The sequence below is a fragment of the Herbidospora galbida genome, from assembly GCF_005233835.1.
Taxonomy (GTDB): Bacteria; Actinomycetota; Actinomycetes; order Streptosporangiales; family Streptosporangiaceae; genus Herbidospora; species Herbidospora galbida.
The window spans coordinates 145,263-166,546 of record NZ_SZQA01000015.1; the positions used below are offsets into that span (position 1 = coordinate 145,263).

21 protein-coding genes are annotated in these 21,284 nt (G+C 72.2%); 17 read left to right on the plus strand and 4 right to left on the minus strand.

What is annotated here, in order from left to right:
• The first annotated feature begins 6 nt into the window (after positions 1-6).
• The 9 genes from FDA94_RS17395 to FDA94_RS17435 all read left to right on the plus strand — a co-directional run bounded on the left by FDA94_RS17395 (position 7) and on the right by FDA94_RS17435 (position 8,794).
• The gene (locus tag FDA94_RS17395; protein ID WP_137248116.1) at positions 7-1,017 is read left to right on the plus strand and encodes an ABC transporter ATP-binding protein; all 1,011 of its coding nucleotides are present in this window, start codon (positions 7-9) and stop codon (positions 1,015-1,017) included.
• On the plus strand, positions 1,014-2,015 hold the full coding sequence (locus FDA94_RS17400; RefSeq protein WP_137248117.1) for an ABC transporter ATP-binding protein: 1,002 nt from the start codon (positions 1,014-1,016) through the stop codon (positions 2,013-2,015). Before FDA94_RS17395 ends, FDA94_RS17400 begins: the two co-directional genes overlap by 4 nt.
• Entirely contained in the window at positions 2,012-2,791 is a 780-nt protein-coding gene (locus FDA94_RS17405; protein WP_246059986.1) for a GNAT family N-acetyltransferase, read from the plus strand. Before FDA94_RS17400 ends, FDA94_RS17405 begins: the two co-directional genes overlap by 4 nt.
• Entirely contained in the window at positions 2,788-3,681 is an 894-nt protein-coding gene (murQ, locus tag FDA94_RS17410; RefSeq protein ID WP_137248118.1) for an N-acetylmuramic acid 6-phosphate etherase, read from the plus strand. The genes FDA94_RS17405 and murQ overlap by 4 nt, the downstream gene beginning before the upstream one ends.
• Positions 3,674-4,729 (plus strand): serine hydrolase domain-containing protein, encoded by a 1,056-nt coding sequence (locus FDA94_RS17415; RefSeq protein ID WP_137248119.1) that lies wholly within the window; start codon positions 3,674-3,676, stop codon positions 4,727-4,729. Before murQ ends, FDA94_RS17415 begins: the two co-directional genes overlap by 8 nt.
• Positions 4,730-4,768: 39 nt before the next feature.
• Positions 4,769-5,278 carry a PadR family transcriptional regulator gene (locus tag FDA94_RS17420; protein ID WP_137248120.1) on the plus strand — a complete coding sequence of 170 codons (510 nt, stop codon included), beginning with the start codon at positions 4,769-4,771 and terminating at the stop codon, positions 5,276-5,278.
• The gene (locus tag FDA94_RS17425) at positions 5,275-5,967 is read left to right on the plus strand and encodes an ABC transporter ATP-binding protein (protein ID WP_137248121.1); all 693 of its coding nucleotides are present in this window, start codon (positions 5,275-5,277) and stop codon (positions 5,965-5,967) included. Before FDA94_RS17420 ends, FDA94_RS17425 begins: the two co-directional genes overlap by 4 nt.
• Entirely contained in the window at positions 5,964-8,465 is a 2,502-nt protein-coding gene (locus tag FDA94_RS17430) for an ABC transporter permease (protein WP_137248122.1), read from the plus strand. The genes FDA94_RS17425 and FDA94_RS17430 overlap by 4 nt, the downstream gene beginning before the upstream one ends.
• Positions 8,466-8,569: 104 nt before the next feature.
• Positions 8,570-8,794, plus strand: a complete 225-nt coding sequence (locus FDA94_RS17435; RefSeq protein ID WP_137248123.1) for a hypothetical protein — start codon at positions 8,570-8,572, stop codon at positions 8,792-8,794.
• 65 nt (positions 8,795-8,859) lie between these two features.
• On the opposite strand, the gene FDA94_RS17440 is transcribed toward FDA94_RS17435, so the two are convergent.
• Positions 8,860-9,588: a carbonic anhydrase family protein gene (locus FDA94_RS17440; RefSeq protein WP_170990991.1), complete on the minus strand. Its 729-nt coding sequence runs from the start codon at positions 9,586-9,588 to the stop codon at positions 8,860-8,862.
• A 299-nt stretch (positions 9,589-9,887) separates the two neighbouring features.
• On the opposite strand from FDA94_RS17440, the gene thpR reads away from it, so the two are divergent.
• From thpR to FDA94_RS17455, 3 genes are all read left to right on the plus strand, one after another.
• Complete coding sequence (gene thpR, locus FDA94_RS17445; RefSeq protein WP_137248125.1) at positions 9,888-10,466, plus strand: RNA 2',3'-cyclic phosphodiesterase; 579 nt, start codon at positions 9,888-9,890, stop codon at positions 10,464-10,466.
• A 961-nt stretch (positions 10,467-11,427) separates the two neighbouring features.
• Positions 11,428-12,942, plus strand: a complete 1,515-nt coding sequence (locus FDA94_RS17450) for a condensation domain-containing protein (RefSeq protein ID WP_137248126.1) — start codon at positions 11,428-11,430, stop codon at positions 12,940-12,942.
• 114 nt (positions 12,943-13,056) lie between these two features.
• On the plus strand, positions 13,057-13,638 hold the full coding sequence (locus tag FDA94_RS17455; protein WP_137248148.1) for a DedA family protein: 582 nt from the start codon (positions 13,057-13,059) through the stop codon (positions 13,636-13,638).
• Here FDA94_RS17455 and FDA94_RS17460 read toward each other — a convergent pair.
• The 3 genes from FDA94_RS17460 to FDA94_RS17470 are packed head-to-tail and all read right to left on the minus strand — an operon-like array spanning position 13,628 to position 16,529.
• The gene (locus FDA94_RS17460) at positions 13,628-14,560 is read right to left on the minus strand and encodes a glutathione S-transferase C-terminal domain-containing protein (RefSeq protein WP_137248127.1); all 933 of its coding nucleotides are present in this window, start codon (positions 14,558-14,560) and stop codon (positions 13,628-13,630) included. The genes FDA94_RS17455 and FDA94_RS17460 overlap by 11 nt on opposite strands.
• Before the next feature lie 53 nt (positions 14,561-14,613).
• The gene (locus FDA94_RS17465; protein ID WP_137248128.1) at positions 14,614-15,444 is read right to left on the minus strand and encodes a universal stress protein; all 831 of its coding nucleotides are present in this window, start codon (positions 15,442-15,444) and stop codon (positions 14,614-14,616) included.
• Entirely contained in the window at positions 15,441-16,529 is a 1,089-nt protein-coding gene (locus tag FDA94_RS17470; RefSeq protein WP_137248129.1) for an L-dopachrome tautomerase-related protein, read from the minus strand. The genes FDA94_RS17465 and FDA94_RS17470 overlap by 4 nt, the downstream gene beginning before the upstream one ends.
• 140 nt (positions 16,530-16,669) lie before the next feature.
• Between FDA94_RS17470 and FDA94_RS17475 the strand changes: the two genes are divergently transcribed.
• The 5 genes from FDA94_RS17475 to larC are packed head-to-tail and all read left to right on the plus strand — an operon-like array spanning position 16,670 to position 21,282.
• Positions 16,670-17,518 carry a fumarylacetoacetate hydrolase family protein gene (locus FDA94_RS17475; RefSeq protein WP_137248130.1) on the plus strand — a complete coding sequence of 283 codons (849 nt, stop codon included), beginning with the start codon at positions 16,670-16,672 and terminating at the stop codon, positions 17,516-17,518.
• Positions 17,515-18,252: an SDR family NAD(P)-dependent oxidoreductase gene (locus FDA94_RS17480; RefSeq protein ID WP_137248131.1), complete on the plus strand. Its 738-nt coding sequence runs from the start codon at positions 17,515-17,517 to the stop codon at positions 18,250-18,252. Before FDA94_RS17475 ends, FDA94_RS17480 begins: the two co-directional genes overlap by 4 nt.
• Positions 18,249-19,514, plus strand: coding sequence for a nickel-dependent lactate racemase (larA, locus tag FDA94_RS17485; protein ID WP_137248132.1), 1,266 nt, complete (start codon positions 18,249-18,251; stop codon positions 19,512-19,514). Before FDA94_RS17480 ends, larA begins: the two co-directional genes overlap by 4 nt.
• A 2-nt stretch (positions 19,515-19,516) precedes the next feature.
• Positions 19,517-20,170, plus strand: coding sequence for a nickel pincer cofactor biosynthesis protein LarB (gene larB / locus FDA94_RS17490; protein WP_137248133.1), 654 nt, complete (start codon positions 19,517-19,519; stop codon positions 20,168-20,170).
• Positions 20,167-21,282 carry a nickel pincer cofactor biosynthesis protein LarC gene (gene larC, locus FDA94_RS17495; protein WP_137248134.1) on the plus strand — a complete coding sequence of 372 codons (1,116 nt, stop codon included), beginning with the start codon at positions 20,167-20,169 and terminating at the stop codon, positions 21,280-21,282. The genes larB and larC overlap by 4 nt, the downstream gene beginning before the upstream one ends.
• The last annotated feature ends 2 nt before the right edge of the window (positions 21,283-21,284 follow it).

The following is a 21,284-nucleotide window of genomic DNA, read 5'->3' on the forward strand; positions in this document are numbered from 1 at the left end:
CCGAATATGACCAGGACTTCCGCGCCCGGCGTGCGCGTCAAGGACCTCACCGTCGTCTACAAGACCCCCGCCGGGGAACTCCCCGCGCTCGGGGGCGTGTCGCTGTCGCTGGCGCCCGGCACCATCACCGGGATCGTCGGCGAGTCGGGTTCCGGCAAGTCGACCCTGGCGCTGTCGCTGCTCAACGCGGTGCAGCCGCCCGGCCGCATCAAAGAGGGCAGCGTCGAGATCGACGGGCTCGGGAACGTCGTCGAACTGACCGGCGAGGAGCTGCGGCGGGCGCGCGGCCGTCAGGTCGGGTACGTCTTCCAGGCCGCCCAGAACTCCCTGAACCCGTTGAAGACGGTCGGCAAGCAGCTCCTCGACCTGGGGCGCTCCCACGACTTCGACGACCTGCCCGCCCTGCTGAAGGACGCACGGGCGCTGCTCGGCCGGATGGGCCTCGACGGCGGCCGGGTGCTCGACTCCTACCAGCACGAGCTGTCCGGCGGGATGCGGCAGCGGGTCGGGATCATGTTCGCGCTGGTCCTCAACGCCCATCTGGTGGTCCTGGACGAACCCACGACCGCCCTCGACATGATCACTCAGGCGGCGATCCTGAAGATCGTCCGGGACGTCCACCACGAGCGCGGCCTGACCACGCTGATCATCACCCACGACATGGGGGTCGCGGCCGAGGTCACCGACAGCCTCGCGGTCATGTACGGCGGCCGCGTCGTCGAGCACGGCCCGACCACCGAGGTGCTGGGCTCGCCCCGGCATCCGTACACCAAGGGCCTGATCCGGGCGATCCCCCGGCTGTCGGGCGACATCGACGAGGCGCGGGCCCTGCCCGGACGGCCGCCCACGCTGGGCACCATCCCCAAGCAGGGGTGCGTGTTCCGGGAGCGCTGCCCGATGCGCATCGCCGTCTGCGACACCGTCGACCCCGAGCCGGTCACCCGTGACGCCCGCACCGTCGCCTGTCACGCGGTCGGGCGGCCGGCCACGCCGATCGTCCCCAAGGAGTATGTGTGATCACCGCGAGCGGCATCACCAAGACGTACAAGCAGCGCGGGAACATGCTCGGCGCCCGCGCGGTGCCGGCCCTGCGCGGGGTCGACTTCACCATCGAGAAGGGCGGCGCGGTCACCTTCATCGGCGAGTCGGGCTGCGGGAAGACCACCCTCGGCCGGATCGTCGCCGGGCTGGAGACCTACGACTCGGGCGACATCGTCATCGACGGCACGCCGATGTCGTCGCTGAAGCCCCGGCACCGCCAGCCGTTCTTCCGCCGGATCCAGCTGATCCACCAGGATCCCTACTCGGCGCTCAACCCGACCCGGACCATCCACCAGACCCTCGCCGCGCCGCTGGCCCTGCGCGCCAAGCAGACCGGCCGGGGCAAGGCGTGGATGGAGGAGCGGGCCCGTGAGCTGCTGGCCCTCGTCGGGATCGACCCGGGCTACGTGCTGCCGCGCTACCCGCACCAGCTGTCGGGCGGCATGCGCCAGCGCGTCGTGATCGCGCGGGCGCTGACCGTAGACCCGGAGGTGCTGGTCGCCGACGAGTCGGTCTCGATGATCGACGTGTCGCTGCGGCTCGGCGTCCTGGCCCTGCTCAAGGACCTGCGGGAACGGCTGGACGTGAGCGTCCTGTTCATCACCCACGACATCGCCACCGCCCGCTACATCGGCGGCGACGGCGAGCTCTACGTGATCTACCGGGGGCAGGTCGTGGAGAGCGGCCCGACCGAGCGGGTGATCTCGGGCCCGGTCCACCCCTACACGCAGTCGCTGCTGTCGGCCATCCCCGTCCTGCACGGCGTTGAGCGGCCCGGCCCCGAGCGGGTCGTGCCGACCGAGGCCCTGAACGAGGCCCACTCCGACACCGGCTGCCTGTTCGCCCGCCGCTGCCCGTTCCGCACCGACCGGTGCGAGGCCGAACTGCCCGCGCTGGTCTCCGACGGAGAGCAGGCGCACGCCTGTCTCCACCCGCAGCGGCGGAACGTGATCCCCGTGGAAGCGGTCGCGTGAACCTCGCAGACGCTCTGACCTGGGACGCGGACGTCGCCGAGGCGCTCGTGGACCGCCTGGTCACGCCGCCGGACGGCCGCATCTGGACGTCCTTCGCCAAGCAGGACGGCGTCGTGTTCGCCTCGATGTCCCACGGGGGAGATATCGGGCATGTCGACCTGCTGGCCGTCGATCCGGCCGCCCGGCGGCGCGGCACCGGGCGTGCCCTGGTGCTCGCGGCCGAGGAGTGGGCGCGGTCGCACGGCGCCAAGGAGATGCGGTTCGCGGGCAATCCGCCCTGCTACGTCTGGCCCGGCATCGACGTCCGCTACACGCCGGCGCTGTGCCTGGCCGACAGCCTCGGGTACGAGCGCTACCGGGCCGCCTGCAACATGACGGTCGACCTCGGCGCCGACTTCTCCGAGATCCCGGGCGACTTCACGATCTCCGACGATCGGGCGGGGGTCGCCGAGTTCGTCCGGGACAACTGGAACGAGGCCTGGGCCTGGGAGGCCGTGGAGGCCGAACGCTGCTACCACGCGAAGGTCGACGGGGAGATCGTGGGGTTCGCCGCCTGGGGGGCACGTCCCGCCTGGTTCGGCCCCATGGGGACCACCCGGTCGGCCCGCGGGCTCGGCGTCGGGACGGCGCTGCTGCGGCGCTGCCTCGCCGACATGGCCGCCGCCGGGCTGCCGGCCGCGGAGATCGCCTGGGTCGGGCCCATCGGTTTCTACGCCAAGGCCGTCGGCGCCCGGGTCGAGCGGGTCTTCTGGCTCTATCGCAAGGAGTTCTCATGACACAGTCTCTCGGCGGCCTGGTCACCGAGCAGAGTGATCCCCGGCACCGCCGCATCGACGAGCTCCCCACCGAGGAGATCGTCCGCCGCATGAACGCGGCCGACGCGACCGTGCCCGGTGCGGTGGCCAGGGCGATCCCCGAGATCGCCGCCGCCGTCGACGCGATCGCGGCGCGGATGTCCCGTGGCGGACGGCTGATCTACGTCGGCGCCGGCACCTCCGGCCGCCTGGCCGTTCTGGACGCCTCGGAGTGCCCGCCCACCTTCGGCACCTCGCCCGACCAGGTGTGCGGCATCATCGCCGGGGGCGAGGCGGCGCTGGTCAGGTCGGTGGAGGGTGCCGAGGACGACGCCGAGGCGGGCGCGCTCGCGGTCGCAAGCGTGGGCCCGCTCGACTCGGTCGTGGGCATCTCGGCCAGCGGCCGGGCCCCCTACGTGGTCGGCGCGGTGCGCGAGGCGGCCCGTCGCGGCGCGCTGACCGTGGGGCTGTCGTGCAACACCGGCGGACCGCTGTCGGCCGCCGCCGACCACGCCGTCGAGGTCGTCGTCGGCCCCGAGGTGATCACCGGCTCGACCCGGCTCAAGGCCGGGACGGCGCAGAAGCTCGTGCTCAACATGATGTCGACCATCACGATGATCCGGAGCGGCCGGACGTATGGGAACCACATGGTCGAGATGTCCCCGACCAACTCCAAGCTCGCCGACCGCGCCGCCCGCATCGTCAGCGACATCACCGGGACCGGCCTCAACGAGGCCCGCACCGTGCTTGAGGCCGCCGACCTGGAGCTCAAGACGGCGGTCGTCATGATCGAACGCGCCGTCCCGGCCGACCGGGCCCGCGCCATCCTCGCCGACTCAGGGAACCGCCTGGACGCCGCCCTCCATGCTTGACCGCCTCCTGGCCTCGGCCGTCCCGGAGGTGGCGTCGGCGGCGGTGGCCCTGGTGGCGGTCGACGGGGTCCCGGTGGCCGTGGCGGCTCACGGGGAACTGGTCCGGTACGCGGACGCGGCCGGGACCCTCGCTCTCGATCGTCCTGCCGTCGCCGCCGACTCGGTCTTCGACCTGGCCTCCCTGACCAAGCTGTTCACGACGGTGGTGGCGGTGTCGCTGGCCGAGACCGGCGCGCTGGCCCTGGACGAGCCGGTGGCGACCTGGCTGCCCGCCCACTACGGCGACCGGCCGTCGATCACCCTCCGGCACCTGCTGACGCACACGTCGGGGCTGCCACCTGGGCGGCGGCCCGACGGGGTCGCGCCGGAGTCGCGGTGGGACTTCGTGCTGTCGGCGGGGGTGACGGGGCCGCCCGGACCCTACGTGTATTCGGACGTCGGGTTGATCACGGTGGGGCGGGTGTGCGAGGCCGCCTCCGGGATGTCGCTCGACCGGCTCGTGGACACGATCATCGCTCGGCCGCTGGGGCTGGCGGACGCGGCGTACCGTCCGGGCGCGTCGTCGCTGCCGAGGATCGCGGCGACGGAGTACAAACCGGAACGCTCGGGACGAGGGACTTCCGCGCCCGCCGGACGCGTGGTGCGGGGCGAGGTGCACGACGAGACCGCCCACGCGCTCGGGGGAGTGGCCGGGCACGCCGGACTGTTCTCGACGGCGGCCGATCTGCTGCGGTTCGCCGAGATCCTCCGGACGGGCGGGGCCGGGGTCCTGTCGGCGGAGTCGGTCGCCGAGATGACGCGCGACCACGGGGTGGCGGGGGCGTCGTTCCGGCAGGCGCTGGGGTTCCGGATCGGGGATCCGGCGATCGTCGGGCCGCTCGCCGACGCCCACGGGCACTCGGGGTTCACCGGGACGTCGCTGGTCGTCGACGTCGAACGCGGGCTGACCGTGGTTTTGCTGACCAACAACGTGCATCCGCTCCGCGGCCGGGCCGGGATCCGCGACCTGCGGAACGGAGTCGCCGCCTTCGGCGGTTCGCTGGTCTGAACTTGCCGGGTGCATACTCGGTATGCATACTGAGTAACCATGTCGATCAGGCACGGGTTGCTGGCTCTGCTCAGCAGAGGACCTCGCCATGGCTATCAGCTGCGGGTTGACTTCGAGGCGTCCACAGGGGCGACCTGGCCGCTGAACGTCGGCCAGGTCTACACGACGCTGGCCCGCATGGAGCGTGACGGCCTGGTCGAGCCGGGGGAGACCGACGACCAGGGCCGGGTCGTCTACGCCCTCACGGAGGCCGGCCGGGCGGAGATGGAGCGGTGGTTCACCACGCCGGTCGTCCCGTCCGACCGGCCCCGCGACGAGCTCGTCATCAAGCTGGCCATGGCCGTCGCCGCGAAAGAGGTCGACGTCGCCGAGGTCATCCGGCGTCAGCGCACGGCCACGATGCGCACGCTCCAGCAGCTGACCAGGGCCAAACGCGACAGCACCGAGGGGCGGGCCCAGCTGCTCGTCCTCGATTCCATGATCTTTCAGGCCGAGGCCGAGCAACGGTGGCTCGACCACTGCGAGGCCGTTCTCAAGGAGGCACGATGACCGTCGTAGCGCTGGCCGGGGTGACCAGAGTGCATGGAGACGGCGAGACGGCCGTCCACGCCCTGAAAGGGGTGAGCCTCCAGGTCGGCGAAGGGGAACTGGTCGCGGTCATGGGCCCGTCGGGGTCGGGCAAGTCGACCCTGCTCAACATCGCGGGCGCGCTCGACCGGCCGACGTCGGGCACCGTCCACATCGACGGCCGCGACCTGGCCACCGTGCGCGACCTGGCCGCCTTACGCCGCCGCAGCGTCGGCTTCGTCTTCCAGGACCTCAACCTGATCACGTCCCTGACGGCGGCCGAGAACGTGATGCTGCCCCGCGAACTCGACGGCGTACGGTCCCGGCGGGCCCGCGCCGAGGCCATGGCCGTGCTGACCGAGATCGGCGCCGAGTCCCTCGCCGACCGCTTCCCCGACGAACTGTCCGGCGGCCAGCGCCAGCAGGTCGCCATCGCCCGCGCCCTGGTGGGCGAACGCCGCCTGCTGCTGGCCGACGAGCCGACCGGCGCCCTCGACACCCTCGCGGGCGACGAGATCCTCCGCCTCCTGGCCGCCCGCTGCGCGGCGGGCGCGTCGGTGCTGCTCGTGACCCACGAACCCCGATACGCCGCCTGGGCCGACCGGGTCGTCTTCTTACGCGACGGTCTTGTCGCCGACGCCACCGACGTGCCGATGGCGAGCGCCCGATGAGCGCCCTCGTCGCGGCGCTGCGGATCTCGCGGCGGAGCGCGTGGCGGGCGCGGGGGCGCAGCGCGCTCATCGTTCTGATGATCGGCCTGCCCGTGCTGCTGATCACCGGCCTGCTCGTCCTCTACGCGACCGGCACCGTCAACCTGAACGAGGGGATCGGCTCCCGGATCGGGGCCGCCGACGCAGGGCTGGTCCAGCTCCCGCCGGGCGCGACGATCGAGCAGAGTCTCAACGACATCTCCTGGACGACCGACGGAGGCGACGAGCGTCCACCGGCCCAGGCCGCCGAGATCATCGCGGTCCTCGGGCCGGGCACCCGGGTGATCCCGTTCGGCACCGGAACCATCCGGCTGCCGTCCGGTCCGGTCACCGCGCTCGAGGTCGACCTGAACGAACCTCTCACCAAGGGGCTGCTGACGCTCGACGAGGGCCGGCTGCCCAAGGCCGGTGAGGTCGTGGTGACGCCCGCCCTGGGGCTGCGGCCCGGCGACCTGCTGCGCCCGGCCGACGCGCCGCCGCTGAAGGTGACGGGCATCGTCGACCATCCTCATCAGCCGACGATCCGGCAGGTGGCGGGGCCCGACCTGCCACTGGCGCAGCCGGCCCGGGTCGATCTCTCGCTCGACGCGGGCCCCGGCTGGCTCGCCGCCGCCCCGAGGCCCGTCACCTGGAACGACGTGGCGGCGCTCAACAAGCTCGGCCTGTCGGTCGTCGCCCGCGACCTGCTCCCCGACCAGACCGGCCGCCCGGCGGGCCTCTGGGACACTCCCCTCCCGATCGGGATCGCCGCCATCGTGATCATGGTGGTTCTGGTGCCCGTCCTGCTCGCCGGCCCGGCCTTCGCGGTCGGCCTCCGCAGGCGCCGCCGGGAACTGGCCGACATCGCCGCCCAGGGCGGCTCGGCGGCGCACCTGCGGCTGATCGTGCTGGCCGACGGGCTGGTCCTCGGCGGTTTCGCCACTCTGACGGCCACCGGGCTGGGCATCGGGGCGGGCCTGGGGCTCGCGCCGGTCATCGCCCGGCTGGGCGGCCAGATCGGTCCTCCCGAGATTCCGTGGCGGGAGGTCCTCTACGTCGCGGCGATCGGGCTGTTCACCGGGCTGGTGGCGGCGCTCGTCCCGGCGCTGCAGGCCGGGCGTCAGCACACCACGACCGTTTTGGCCGGCCGGGCCCCCGCCACGCCCCGGCGGCCCTGGCCCCTGGCCTGGTCGCTGATCGGCGTGGCGCTGGTGCTCGGCGGCGTGGCCGCGAGCGTGGCGGCGCGACGGCAGCAAGAACTCGTGTGGCCGTTCGTCTCCTCACTGCCGGTGCTGTTCGGTCTGGTCGCCCTGACGCCGTTCCTCGTCTGGTTCTGCGGGCGGATCGCGTCGCGGTTGCGGCTCCCGCTGCGGATCGCGGTCCGCGACGCCGTCCGAAACCGCTCGCGCACGGTCAGCGCCGTGGCCGCCGTCATCGCCGTGACCGCCGCGGCCGTCGAGGTCGGCATCGCGGTCGAGAGCCAGCGGCAGGACTATCAAGACTCCTTCACCTCGGCCCGTCCGGTGGGGATGCTGGCCATCTGGGGCGGCACGATGCGCGACTCGACGTGGACGAAACTGCGCGCCGAGGCGGGCCGCCTGCTGCCCGGCGTGCCGCTGGCCCTCGGCTACCACCTCCACGACGCCGAGGGCCGCCGCCACGCCATGCGCTACACCACCCGCTGGAACGGCGCCCGCGTCCCGCGCACCGCCGCCGTCGGCGACCGCGACCTGCTCCGCCTCCTGCAGGGCCGCGACGACCCGGCGGCCGCCGCCGCGCTGGCGAGCGGGAAGGCGGTGGTGTTCGACGCGTCCAATGTGCGCGACGGGAAGATCACGTTGCGGGCCAGCGTCGCCAACCATCCAGACCGCCGGATCGAGGTGCCCGCGGTCGTCGCCACCCCCGCCGACGAGTTCCAGGGCGGCACCCTGCTGCCCCTCAGCTTCGCGGAGCGGGAGGGATTCACCGCCACCCCGCGTCAGCTCTACGCCATCCACGACCTCCCGAGAGACTCCACGCTGTGGAGCGATCTCACCAAGGTGATCCCACGCGTCTCGATCGCCACCGAGACCGGCCCCCAGAACCCGAGCGGCGCGGTGTGGCTGTGGATCTGGCTCGGCGCGGCCGTGCTCCTGGTCGTCGGCGGCACCCTGGCCGCCACCCGCCTGGCGGCGGCCGACATGCGCCCCGACCGCGCGACCATGCTGGCCATCGGCGCCCCGCCGTGGACGTTGCGGTGGGCCGTCGCGGGCCAGGCCCTGTTCATCGCGGGTCTGGGCGCCGTCGTCGGGTTGGCGGCGGGCACGGTGACCGGCGTGGCTCTGAGCCGTCCGATGACCTCACAGGGCACCGGCGACCCGGCCACGATCGCCTTCCCGTGGATGTTCCTGGCGGCGCTGGTGGTGGGACTGCCGTTGCTGGCCAGCGCGATGGCCCTGATCACCAGAGCCAGAGCACCGCTGACCAGAAGGCTCTCCTGACCTGAGGGACGGCGCTGTCACCGGTGCGGGCCGTGGCCTTGCGGCAGGCCCGTGCCCGCGCGAGGCTGTGTTGTCGGCAAGATCGCGCCGTGCTGGGAGATCGCGTGAAGAAGTGGGATCGGGCCCTCTGGAAGCTGCTCTTCATGGTGACCGGCATGGCGATGCTTCCCGCCATCGGCATCGGTGTCGCCGACTACGTCACCGACGGGGCTCAGAGGGTCGCCAGCCGGGAGTATCTCCTGCCTCGCATCATCCTGTTCGGGGGATGGTGGATCTTTCTGCTGGTGATGGTGATCAGGTTCTCCGGCAGGTCTGACGAACCGGAGTGACCCGCGCGGAAAAGGCCACGCCGGCCAAGGGTGAGCCTGGCCGGCGTGGGGTCGGACCGCTGAGGTCAGTGGTACGAGTAGATGTTCGCCGCGGGGTGGTTCTCCTGCAGTTCGCGGAAGTTGCCCTCGGCGCCCCACAGGGCGCGGTAGCCCAGGACGTTCAGGCGGTGGGCCTTCGAGTGCTTGTCGAAGACGACCCAGTTCACCGGCTGGAAGTAGTTGCCCACCTCGTCCGGCGTCGTGAGGGAGCCGGTGTACCGGTAGGTCGCGCGGTCCGCCGGGAGCATGTCGTTGAGGTGGATGCCCGTGATGGGCTTCGACGCGCCGAGGGCGGGCGGAGACTTGATCAGGCGGTCGTGCTGGGTCTGGCCGAGGAAGGTCTTGGCGTCGATCATCACGCCGAAGACCACGTAGCCGGTGCCGGTCGCCTTGGTGTGCACGAAGTGCGCCTCGAGGGGAGCGGTCGCCTGACCGGCGAACTTGTGCTCGGCGTGGCCGTGGAAGTGCACGTTGTTCAGGTTGTAGCGCTCGCCGCCGTAGGTGATGTACGGCTGCGTGCCACCGGTGCCGATGACGAAGCGGACGTCGTCGTGCTCGCTGATCTCACCCAGGGGAGCCTTGTCCTGGAAGAGGAGCGTGCCGTCGACGGAGTTCGGGTAGTGGATCGCGATCGCGGGGCCGTGCCCGGGGCACGACTTCGACCGGTCGATCTCGATCGGGCTCTGCACCGCGGCGTCGGTGCCGTGGCCGACGCACGGCTTGACCTGGGCCTGAGCCGGGGCCGAGACCCACATTAACGGGAGGGACAGAACAGCGGCAGCCGCAAGCGGCGCAAGACGGTAACGCACCAGTCGCCTTTCGGACGGAGGGAATGCCGGAATACGCCGTCTGTCGGACCGCCAAGGGGGCAATGTCCGCATTTGGGACGACATAAAGGCATTGGCGAGGATAGCTCAATGAGGTGAACCGGCACCTTGCGGGGTGGTGTTCAAAATGACCAAAAGCAGAACATCGCCGGCGAGGTGTCTCGGCGGGGAATTCCCGGGCTTCGAACGGCCGGGGTTCGGAGACGGGCCCGGTGGATACTGCGGGAATGAGCAGGATGTTCGTCGCGCTGGTCCCGCCCGCCGGCGTGCTGGAAGAGGTCTCCCGGGCCGTGACGCCGCTGCGGGAGGCGTGGCCCGGCCCGACGTGGATCGAGCCCGCCAACTGGCACATCACCCTGGCGTTCCTCGGCGAGGTGCCCGACCGCGTGCGGCCCGACCTGAGCACCCGGCTGGCGCGCGCGGCAGGCCGTCACGAACCCCTGCCGCTGGCCCTGGGCGAGGCCGGGACGTTCACCGGGCGGGGCGGGGTGGGCGTGTTGTGGCTGGGTGTGCGGGAACCCGGCCGGTTGGCACGACTGGCGGGATCGATTGCGGCCGGCGCCCGGCGCGCGGGGGCCGGGATGCCCGAAGGGCGGCCTTATCGGGCGCACTTCACCTTGGTCAGAAGCCGTAAAGGGGCCGACCTGAGGCCGCTGGCCGACGCCTTGAGCACCTTCGAGTCGGCCTTCTGGACGGCCGACGCCGCCACGCTGTTCGTGAGTCACCTCGGGCCGCCGTTGCGGTACGAGGCGGTCGAGACCTACCCGCTGGGAAAGCTCCAAGACGAGAGTGACTCTGCAAGGTGAGTAGGGCCGCGCCTCGTGGAGTGCTCCGATGGAGCAGGCCGTCTCAGAGACTCGGAACTTAGACCTCTCGGCAGAGGCCGCCGAAGCCCGAGACGCCCATGTGCAAGAGTCGTTCTCCGGATGACTGGTTCCCCGGGCAATCGGGTCCCTCGGTCACTGGTGGTGACTGGTTCCCCTGGTGACAGACGCGGTTCCCGTTTGCCGGAGCGGATTCACAGCTCGTCGTATGGGACCCCGGTCTCCGCACTCGTCGGCAGGGAGTCGGCCGTTCCTCAGGTCCGACTGCGGTCTGAATCCGTCTGTATTTTTCGACTGGTGGTCGGCTGATTTCTGCGCAGACCGGGTCTATGTGACCGCCGCTTCGCCGCAGGATGGATGGGATATATCCGTTGGGTCAGGAAGGTCGGACCGAGCGTCCTGTTCTCCGGTATTCGCTTCCGGTCGCCCTTCTCTGGCGCGCCCCGGTTGCCTTGCTCGCCGGCCTCGCTCTCGGATGGGCTGGTGGCGGTGCGGTTGCGGGAAGCTGGTCTGGGTGCCGGCCGGTAGGGCCCCTCGGTCGGGACGCCCGCCATCAAGTGGGTGGCAGCTGCAGTGCCCGGAAGGCTGCGGCCGCGCTCGGCGAGGAGGTCTGCGTATTTCGAACAGTGGCCGTCCGAAAAGGCCATTGTCGTTCCGGGCGAACAAACGCCGGAAAACTCCCCCGCGACGTCCCGTCCTAAGTGAAGAGTTCTGTAACAATTCGCCACAACCGCGTGTCAAGAATTCTGCGCCAAGCTGAAGAATATGAAAGTTACACGCCGTCTTGACGCCCCCATAAACGCTATTTAGCCTTCTCCCACCGATGTCGAGGGGAATTCTCGGCGGGTGCGAAGGAGTGGGCTTGAGCGAGCCGTCCGGTCACAGTGAGCAGTGCCGATCAGGGCAGCCTCTTCCGATCCGTCACCTCTAGAGGGGGTCGTCCATGCACGACCTCAAGATCCGGTTCTCCGGCCGGCGCTCCGGCCGATGGCCCCTGACGGTTGGGCAGAAGAACGTCCTGGAGTGGATCAGGCCCGACGTCCCCGGCCCGGCCGACATCCTGTCGGCGGTCGTGCGCGCCCCAAAGGCGAGCACGATCGACACCGTCGGCGCGGCCCTCGCGGAGCTCATCGGCCGGCACGAGGCGCTGCGGACGCTGCTGCGCGACGGTGAGCAGGTCGTCCAGGCCGAGGGGACGTTGGTCGCCGAGGTCGTCGAGGCGACGGGGACCGAGCGTGACTGGGCCCACTCGAGGGCCTTCGATCCCGCCGCCGATCTGCCGCTCAGGGTGCGGGTGGTCACGCGCGGCGGGGTGCCCTTCCTGGTCGTGCTGCACGTCTCGCACGTCGCGGCCGATCTGTCGGCGATCACCGTGCTGCGGGGCGAGCTGACCGCTCTGCTGGCGGGGCGCGAGGTGGCCCCCGCCGACTACCATCCGGCCGACCGGGCCGTCTTCGAGCAGAGCACGGCGGGGCGGCGGCAGTTCGACGGGTCGATCCGGTACTGGGGACGGCTCCTGGAGGAGCGGCCGCTCTGCTCGCTCGGGCTGCCCTACCGGTTCCCCGGCCAGAAGGGGCACCATCAGGTCCTCCTCGGGTCGCGGGCGGGGGCCGAGGCGGTGGCCGAGATCGCCGGGGCGTCGGGGGTGCGGCCGCTGGCCGTCGTGATGGCCGCGTTCGCGGCGCTGCTGACCCGCTGGACGGGGGAGCCGGGCTGCCTGCTCAACTGCCTGTGCAGCAACCGGTTCTCGCCGGAGCTGCGCGACTACGTCGGCACGATCTCGCAGGAGACCTGGATCCCGTTCACCGCGACGCCGTCGTTCCCCGAGGCGGTGGCGCGGATGAACGCGGCGGCGCTGGCCGCGTACAAATACGGACGCTACGACTCGGCCAGGCTGAACGCCGCCATGCGCGCCGCCGAACGGGCCCGGGGCATGCCCTGTCACCGCGACGTCGTCGTCAACAACACGACCGGGCACTCGCGCGCGATCCTCCCCGCGTCGGGGCTGGAGCCCGGCGCGGGCGACCGGAGTTTCGACGCGCCCGTCGAGTTCGACGTCTACCGCCTCGACGGGAAGCTCGGCTGCGGGCTCGGGCTCGACGCCCGGCTGGCCACGGCCGACGAGACCGCCGCGCTGCTCGGCGGGGTCGAACGGCTCGTGATCGCCGCCGCCGACGGTGAGGTCGACCTGGGCGGCTTCGGGGTCGAACCGGTGGAGCGGGGAGCGGGCTGGGCGCGGGCCGGGGGGTGCTGGGTCGACGTTCCCGGGGTGCAGGCCGTCGCCGACCTCGCGCTCGGCGACGGGGTGGCCCGGGCCGAGGTCCTGGACGGGCGGCTCGTGGCCCGGGTCGAGCCCGGACTCGACGCGTCGGTGGCGGCCGAGAAGGTGCTGGCCGAGATCGTGCGCCAGACCCGCCACGGCGTGGTCGCCCCCGGCTCTTGGTTAGCGCACGGTTAACGCCTCGCTCATCCGGCGCTGATCTTCGCGGCCATAGCGTGGACGGAGCCGAATTCCAGGGGGAATCACGTGAGCAGCGACCTCGGCGGCATCGCCGGGTGGGTCATCGGACTGATGGAGACGCTCGGGGCGCCCGGCGCCGGGCTCGCCATCGCCCTGGAGAACCTCTTCCCGCCGCTGCCCAGCGAGGCGATCCTGCCCCTCGCCGGGTTCACCGCCGCGCGGGGTGACCTGTCGCTGATGGCCGTCCTGATCTGGACGACCATCGGCTCGGTCGTGGGCGCGATCGCCCTCTACGCCATCGGCGCGATGCTCGGCGAGGAGCGGATGATGCGGCTGGCCGCCAAGCTGCCGCTGATCAAGCTGTCGGACATCGAGAAGACGCAGGCCTGGTTCGCCCGCCATGGCCGCAAGACCGTGTTCTTCGGGCGCATGATCCCGATCTTCCGTAGCCTCATCTCGATCCCGGCCGGGGTCACCCGCATGCCGGTGGCCACGTTCCTGCTGTTCACGACGCTGGGCAGCGCCATCTGGAACACGGTCTTCGTGCTCGCCGGCTACTACCTGGGCGAGAACTGGACAATCGTCGAAGACTACGCGGGCGTCCTGTCCAACGTGGTCATCGTGCTGGTCGTCGTGGCCGTCGGCTGGTTCGTCGTCTCCCGGATCAGGCGGCGCGACAAGGTCACCAGATAGGGCGGGGCTCGACGGCGAGGCGGGTCACGCCGTCGTCGGGGTGCTCGATCGGGCCGGCGGGGCGAAACGCCGCGAAGTCGGTCGTCTCGCGGAAGGCCGGGATCTCGTAGAGGTCGCGGGTGTATCGCCACAGGTTCGGGAAGTCGGCCACACGGCGTTCGCTGATGCCGTTGCGGGGGTTGGTCAGCAGGTCGTACCTGACCAGCGCCACGAAGAGCTGCACGTCCGAGGCCGTGAGGTCGTCGCCGAAGAGGAAGCGGCGGTCGGCCAGGCGGGCGTCGAAGCGGTCGAGGGCGGCGACCACGGCGGCCCGCCGTGCCTCGTAGTCGTCCTGGGTGGTGGCCCGGCCGACCCCGTGGGCGGCATGGCTGAGGTCGCGGGCGATCTCCTCGTCCAGGGCGATGATCTCGGTACGCCGGTCCTCCGGGTAGAGGTCGAGTCCGTCGCCGGCGAACTGGGTGCCGAGGTCGATCGGGATCTCCGGGTAGTCGTTGCTCACGACCGTGCCCGTCTGCCGGTCCCAGAGCGTCGGGACCGAGATGTGGCCGGGGTAGCCGGGCTCGGTGGCCTCGTAGGCCTCCGACAGGAAGCGGAACCCGTTGACGGGGTCGGGGCCGCGGTTCTCGCGGAACGCCCAGCCCCGGGAGTCGCGGGCGTCGTCGACGTACGAGAGCGACACCACGTCCTGCAGCCCGGCCAGGTCGCGGATGATCGCCACGCGCTGGGCCCACGGGCAGACGTACGCGAGATAGAGGTGGTAGCGGCCCGGTTCGGCGGGGAAGCCGCTGGAGCCGTCGGCGGTGATCCGGCCCTGGAACGGGTAGACGGGGCGATCGCTCACCCGGTCGAGGCGGCCCGGCCCGTAGGGGCCGTGGGCGGCGACGTCGACGGGACCGGCGTAGGCGGGTGCGTGCGTGGTCATGGCGTCTCCTCGCGAAGCATTTCCACTAAACCTACCAAATATGTAGGTTTCCGTCAGCTGACGATCGCGACCGGGCAGTGGGCGTGGTGGAGCAGGCCGTGGCCGACCGAGCCGAGCACGGCCGCGCCGACGGCGCCGAGCCCCCGCGAGCCGGCGATCACCAGGTCGGCCGCGCGGGACTCCTCGGCCAGCACGTTCACCGGGTGGCCGTAGACGCTCGCGTACTCCACCGGCACGCCGGGGTGCCGGTCGCGCCAGGCGGCGAACCGCTCCTCGACGAAGGTGGTGCGCTCCTCGTACACGCAGTGGATCAGGTTGTCGTACATGGTGCCCACCGACGAGAACGGCGGCGGCTGCCAGGAGAAGACCGCCCTGAGCCCGGCCCCGCGCCGCTGCGCCTCGGCGAAGGCGTACTCCAGCGCGACGTCGGCCTCCTCGCCGCCGTCGTAGCCCGCCACCAGCCGCCCGTACGCCGACGACGACGGCTCGCGCACCACGATCACCGGTCCGGGCGCGTGCCCCGCCAGCCCCAGGCCGACCGAGCCGAGGATCATGCCCGCGAACCCGCCGGTGCCCCGGCTGCCGATCACGACCGCGTCGGCCTTGGCCGCCTCCTCCTTCAACCGGGCGACGACGCCGCCCGTCGCCAGGGCGGTGGTCACCCCGAGGCCCGGCGCGCGGGCGCGGGCCCGGCGTTCGGCGGTGGCCAGGACCTCCTCGCCGTAGGTGTTCTCGACCTCGTTGAGCTGGCTGAGCCGGATCCCGGTCCAGGGTTCGCGCACGTGCACGAGCCGCAGCGTCGCGCCTCTGCGGACGGCGTCGGCCGCCGCGTACTCGACGGCGGCCAGCGCGGACGGGGATCCGTCGACTCCGGCGACGATCATCGTTCCTCCGTCAGACGGATCGGGCGGGCATCGGTCTGGACCCGGATGACCTGGTAGGGCGGCACCCGGGTGTCGGTCCCGTCGTTGAACAGCGGGCTGCGCGGCAGCTGGTTCACGCTGACGTACAGGTGGCCGTCGCCCGCCAGGGCCAGGGTGTCGGGCCACAGCAGGTCGGGCCCGTGCAGGAGCGTCGACCAGTGGCCGTCCGGGTCCCGCCGGACGACGGCGCTGTGCTCGTAGGCGGTGGCGTAGACGGCGCCGCCCGCGTCGGACTCCAGGCCGTCGGACGCGCCCTTGTCGCCCAGGTCGACGACCGTGGCCGCCACCTGCGCGTCGTCGAGCGACCGGTCGAGCAGGGCGTCGGTCGCCACGCTGTACAGACGCCGGCTGGACAGCGGGCAGTAGAACAGGCGGGAGCCGTCGGCGCTGAGCGCGATGCCGTCGACGCCGACCCGGTAGTTCTCCCGGACGACCCCCTGCACGATCGCGCGGAACCCCGGCACGGCCGAGGTGCTCACGTGCCCGCGGAGCCGGGCCCAGCTCTCGCCGGAGGCGAGGTCGACCACGATCAACGCGCCCTCGGGGGCGCAGTCGGTCACGTACGCGTACCCTCCCGCCCCCCGCGAGAGGTCGAAGCGCACGTCGTTGAGGTAGGTCACCGGGATGGCCGCGGCCGGGTCGAGCGGAATGACCCGGACCACCCGGTCGGTGGCCGGATCGACCCCGACCAGCTTCGGCCCGTTCTCCAGCCACGGCTCGAAGGCCAGGCTGCCCGTGTCGAGCAGCCACACATGCCCGGCCGGGTCGGTGATCACGCTCTGCACCGACACCAGGGTGTCCGCGGTGGCCCCCGGGCTCCACGCGTTGAACTCGCGGTCGGGGTAGGGGACCGGCTCGCCCTTGACGACCTCCGCGACGGTGAAGGGCACGTCGTCGCCCCACCTCGGGAAGGAGACGAACAGGCGCCCGTCGTCGGTCACGGTCACGCCGGTCGGCATCAGGTCGCCGAATTCGGCGACGATCTCGTAGTCGGTTCCCACCCAGCTGCCGAGTGGGGAGGCGGCGGCAGAAGTCCTGGAAGACATGGTCATCCCCTTCGTTGCCGAAAGCCCTTCCAGTATCTCAAGGGCCGTTTCGAGGCCCCGGGCCAGGTCGCCCCCCGTCTTGACGTCAGACGTCATACGAATTAGCTTCCCCCTGACCCTGAGTGGAAGAAGGTAGAAGCGTGAAGTTGTGCCGGTTGGGGAGTCCGGGCGATGAACGGCCCTGTGTCGTCGACGCCGAGGGGAACGTCTTCGACCTGTCGTCGCTGACGACGGACATCGACGGCGCGTTCCTCGCCGGCGGGGGAGTGGAGCGGGTTCGGGCCGCCCTCGCGGCGGGGGACCTCCCGCGCGCGGAAGCCGGCCGGCGGATCGGCGCCCCGGTCGCGCGGCCGGGGAAGATCGTGTGCATCGGGCTGAACTACTCCGACCACGCCGAGGAGACGAAGGCGGCCGTCCCGGCCGAGCCGGTCGTATTCATGAAGGCGCCGAACACGGTGGTCGGCCCCGACGACGAGGTGCTGGTGCCGCGCGGCAGCGTCAAGACCGACTACGAGGTCGAACTGGCGATCGTCATCGGGGCGACGGCCCGCTACCTGGCCTCTCCGGACGAGGCGGCCGGCGTCATCGCCGGTTACGCGGTCGTCAACGACGTCTCCGAGCGGGAGTTCCAGCTTGAGCGCGGCGGCCAGTGGGACAAGGGCAAGTCGTGCGAGACCTTCAACCCGATGGGGCCGTGGCTGGTCACGCCGGACGAGGTCGGCGACCCGCAGGCGCTCGGCCTGCGCCTGTGGGTCAACGGCGAACTGCGCCAGAACGGCAGCACCAAGAACCAGATCTTCGGCGTCCATCACGTCGTCTGGTACCTCAGCCAGTTCATGGTCCTCGAACCGGGTGACGTGGTGAACACCGGCACCCCGGCGGGCGTGGCCCTGGGCCGGGGGGACGGCGCCTACCTGCGCGCCGGAGACGTGGTCGAGGTCGAGATCGACGGCCTGGGCCGCCAGCGTCAGCGGATGGGGCAGGCATGAGCGGCGACTTCGACGGCCTCGTCGCGATCGTCACCGGCGGCGCCTCCGGCATCGGACGGGCGGTCGCCGAGGAACTGACGGCCCGGGGCGCGCAGGTGGCCGTCCTGGACCTGGCCGGCACCGAGTTCGTCTGCGACGTGACCGACGACGCGGCCGTCCGGCGCGCGGTCGCCGCGGTCGCCGACCGCTTCGGGCGGATCGACGTGCTGGTCAACAACGCCGGCATCGGCGCGCAGGGCACGGTCGCCGACAACGACGACGCCGAGTGGCTGCGGGTGCTGGACCTCAACGTGCTGGGCATCGTCCGGCTGAGCCGGGCCGCGCTGCCCCATCTGCGCGTGTCCCCGAGCGCCGCCATCGTGAACGTCTGCTCGATCGCGGCGACGGCCGGGCTGCCCCAGCGCGCCCTCTACTCGGCCTCCAAGGGCGCGGTGCTCGCGCTGACCCGGGCGATGGCGGCCGACCATGTGCGCGAGGGCGTCCGGGTCAACTGCGTCACGCCCGGCACCGTCGACACCCCCTGGATCGGCCGGCTGCTGGACGCCGCCCCCGACCCCGAGGCGGAGCGGGCCGCACTGTGCGCCAGGCAGCCGCACGGTCGCCTGGTCGCCGCCGAGGAGGTGGCGCACGCCGTCGCCTATCTGGCCGGACCGGCGTCCGGTTCGACGGTCGGCATCGAACTGCCCGTCGACGGCGGGATGGCCGGGCTCCGCCTGCGGCCGGCGACGTCATGACCGGGCTGGTCGTCGACCTCGCCTACGGCGCCGACGGGCTCCTGGTGGACCTGCCCGCCGAGCGGACCACCGTGATCACGCCCGTCGCTCGGCCGGCGGTGGCCGACGAGGCGGCGGAGGTGCTCAGAGCGCTGCGCGAACCCGTCGCGGGCCCGCCGCTGCGCGACCGCGTGCGGCGCGGCCAGACGGTGGCGATCTCGGCCTGCGACGGCACCCGGCCGCAGCCCCGGCACCTGATGATCCCCGCCATCCTGGCCGAACTCGACGGGCTGATCCCGCTCGACGACGTGGTGATCCTGGTGGCCACCGGCACCCACCGCGGCAACACCCCCGAGGAACTGCGCGCCATGTTCGGCGACGCCGTCGTCGACTCCGTGCGGATCGTCAACCACGACGCCCGCGACGACGCGTCGTTGCGCTGGATGGGCCGGTTCGGCAAGGACGTGCCGGTCTGGCTCAACCGCGAGTGGGCCGAGGCGGACGTGCGGATCACCACCGGGTTCGTCGAGCCGCACTTCTTCGCCGGGTTCTCCGGCGGCCCCAAGCTCGTCGCCCCCGGGCTCGCCGCCCTGGAGACCGTGCTCACCCTGCACGACGCGGCCCGCATCGGCGACCCCCGCGCGACCTGGGGGATCACCGAGGGCAACCCCGTCCACGACGACGTCCGGGCCATCGCGGCGGCCACCGGCGTCACCTTCGCCCTCGACGTCGTGCTCAACCGGGAGCAGAAGATCGTCAAGGCCTTCGGCGGCGACCTCGCGCCGATGCACGCCGCCGCCATGGCCGCCGCCCGCGCGGCGGCGATGCGGCCCGTGCCGGCCGCCTTCGACGTGGTGGTCACCACCAACGCCGGGTTCCCGCTCGACCAGAACCTCTACCAGGCGGTGAAGGGCATGAGCGCGGCCGCGCAGATCGTGCGGCCGGGCGGCGTGGTCATCTGCGCGGCCGAGTGCCGCGACGGCTTCCCCGACCACGGCTCCTACCGCGAGACGCTGACCGGTGCGGCCTCGCCCGACGCCCTGTTCGAGGAGATCTCCGCCCGTACGCGGACGGTTCCCGACCAGTGGCAGGTGCAGATCCAGGCGCGCATCCAGCGGCACGCGCGCGTCATCGTGCACACCTCCCATCTGAGCGACGCCGACCTGGCCGCCGCCCATCTGGAGCAGACCCACGACATCGCGGCCACCGTCCGGGGCCTTCCCGGGAGCGTGTGCGTGCTGCCGGAGGGGCCGATGACGATCCCCTACCTGGAGGGAAGGTAGCGATGGACATCGGGTACGCGCGGGTCGACCTCGACCGGGAGAGACGCCAGGGCCTGCCCGAGATCGTCTACGGGCCGGGCAAGCAGGCCCATGAGATCGCCGGGATCCTGGAGGTGCTGCTCGACCGGAACGACGGTCCCGTCCTGGTGACCCGGGTCGGGCCCGAGACCGCCGCCGAGGTCCGCGCCCGCGTTCCCGGCGGCCGATACGAAGACGCGGCCCGGCTGCTGGTGTGGCGGCCGGCGCTGCCGCTCGGGTACCGGGTGGCCGTGGTCACGGCCGGCACCGCCGACGGGCCGGTCGCGGCCGAGGCGGCGGCGGTGGCGACGGCGCTCGGCCTGGAGACCGCGGTGATCAGGGACGTGGGGGTGGCGGGGATCCACCGGGTCCTGGCGGTCACCGACGAGCTCCGCGAGGCCGACAGCGTGATCGTCGTCGCGGGCATGGAGGGCGCGCTGGCGAGCGTGGTCGGCGGGCTGGTGGAGACGCCGGTGATCGCCGTGCCCACCTCCGTCGGCTACGGCGCCGCCCTGGAGGGCGTGACGGCGCTGCTGGCCATGATGACCTCGTGCGCCGCGGGCATCACGGTGGTCAACATCGACTCGGGGTTCGGCGCCGCGCTGGCCGCCTACCGGCTGACGAGGCGGCGGCCGTGATCCTCCACCTCAACCCGTTCACCGGCCTGGCCGGTGACATGCTGCTCGGGGCCCTGCTCTCCGCGGGGGCCTCCGTGGACGTCGTCCGGCAGGCCGTCGCCCGGACCGGCCTGACCGGCTGGCGGCTGGAGGCCGAGAACGTCCGCACCGGCGCGCTCATGGCGGTCCGCGTCCGCGTCGAGGTCGACGACGACGCGACCGAGCGCCCCGCCTCGGTGCTCATCGAGATGGCGGCCCGTACCGGCCTGACCGTCGCGGAACGCGCGCTGAAGGCGATCGCCGAGGTCGAGGCCGAGCTGCACGGCCTGCCGCCCGGCGACGTCCACCTGCACGAGCTCGGCGGGCACGACACGCTGGTCGACATCGTCGGCTGCGCGGCGGCGCTGGCCGACCTGGGCGTGACGCGCGTTCACTGCGCGCCGCTGCCGCTCGGCAGCGGCAGCGTGGAGACCCGCCACGGGGTGCTGCCGGTGCCCGCGCCCGCCACCCTCGCCCTGCTGCGGGGGGCCCAGGTGCGGAGCGGCGGCGAGCACGAGGCGGTCACCCCCACCGGGGCCGCCCTGCTGCGCGCCGCCGAGACCGTCTACGGCGGGGTGCCGCCCATGGAGGTGCTGGCCACCGGGTACGGCGCGGGCACCCGCCGGCTCCCCGACCGCCCCAACGTCACCGTCGCCACCCTCGGCCGCCCGCTCGCCGAGCACGACCGGCAGGTCGTCCTGTCGACCAACCTCGACGACGTGACCGGGGAGCTGCTCGGGCACGTCATCACGCGGATGCTGGGGGCCGGCGCCGCCGACGCGTGGGTCACGCCGGCGGTCATGAAGAAGGGCCGGCCGGCGCACGTCCTGCACGTGCTCGCGCCCGCCGACCTGGCCGACCACCTGGAGAACCTGATGTTCTCCGAGACCGGCACGCTCGGGCTGCGCCGCAGCTGGGTCGACAAGGTCACCGTCCCCCGGACGGTCCGCACGGTCGAGCTGTACGGCCGGACCGTGCGGATGAAGCAGGGCCCGTACGGCGTCAAGCCCGAATACGACGACCTCGCCCGCCTGGCCGCCTCGACCGGCAAGTCGCTGGGCGCGCTGACCAGGGAGGCCCTCGACGCCCTGTGACG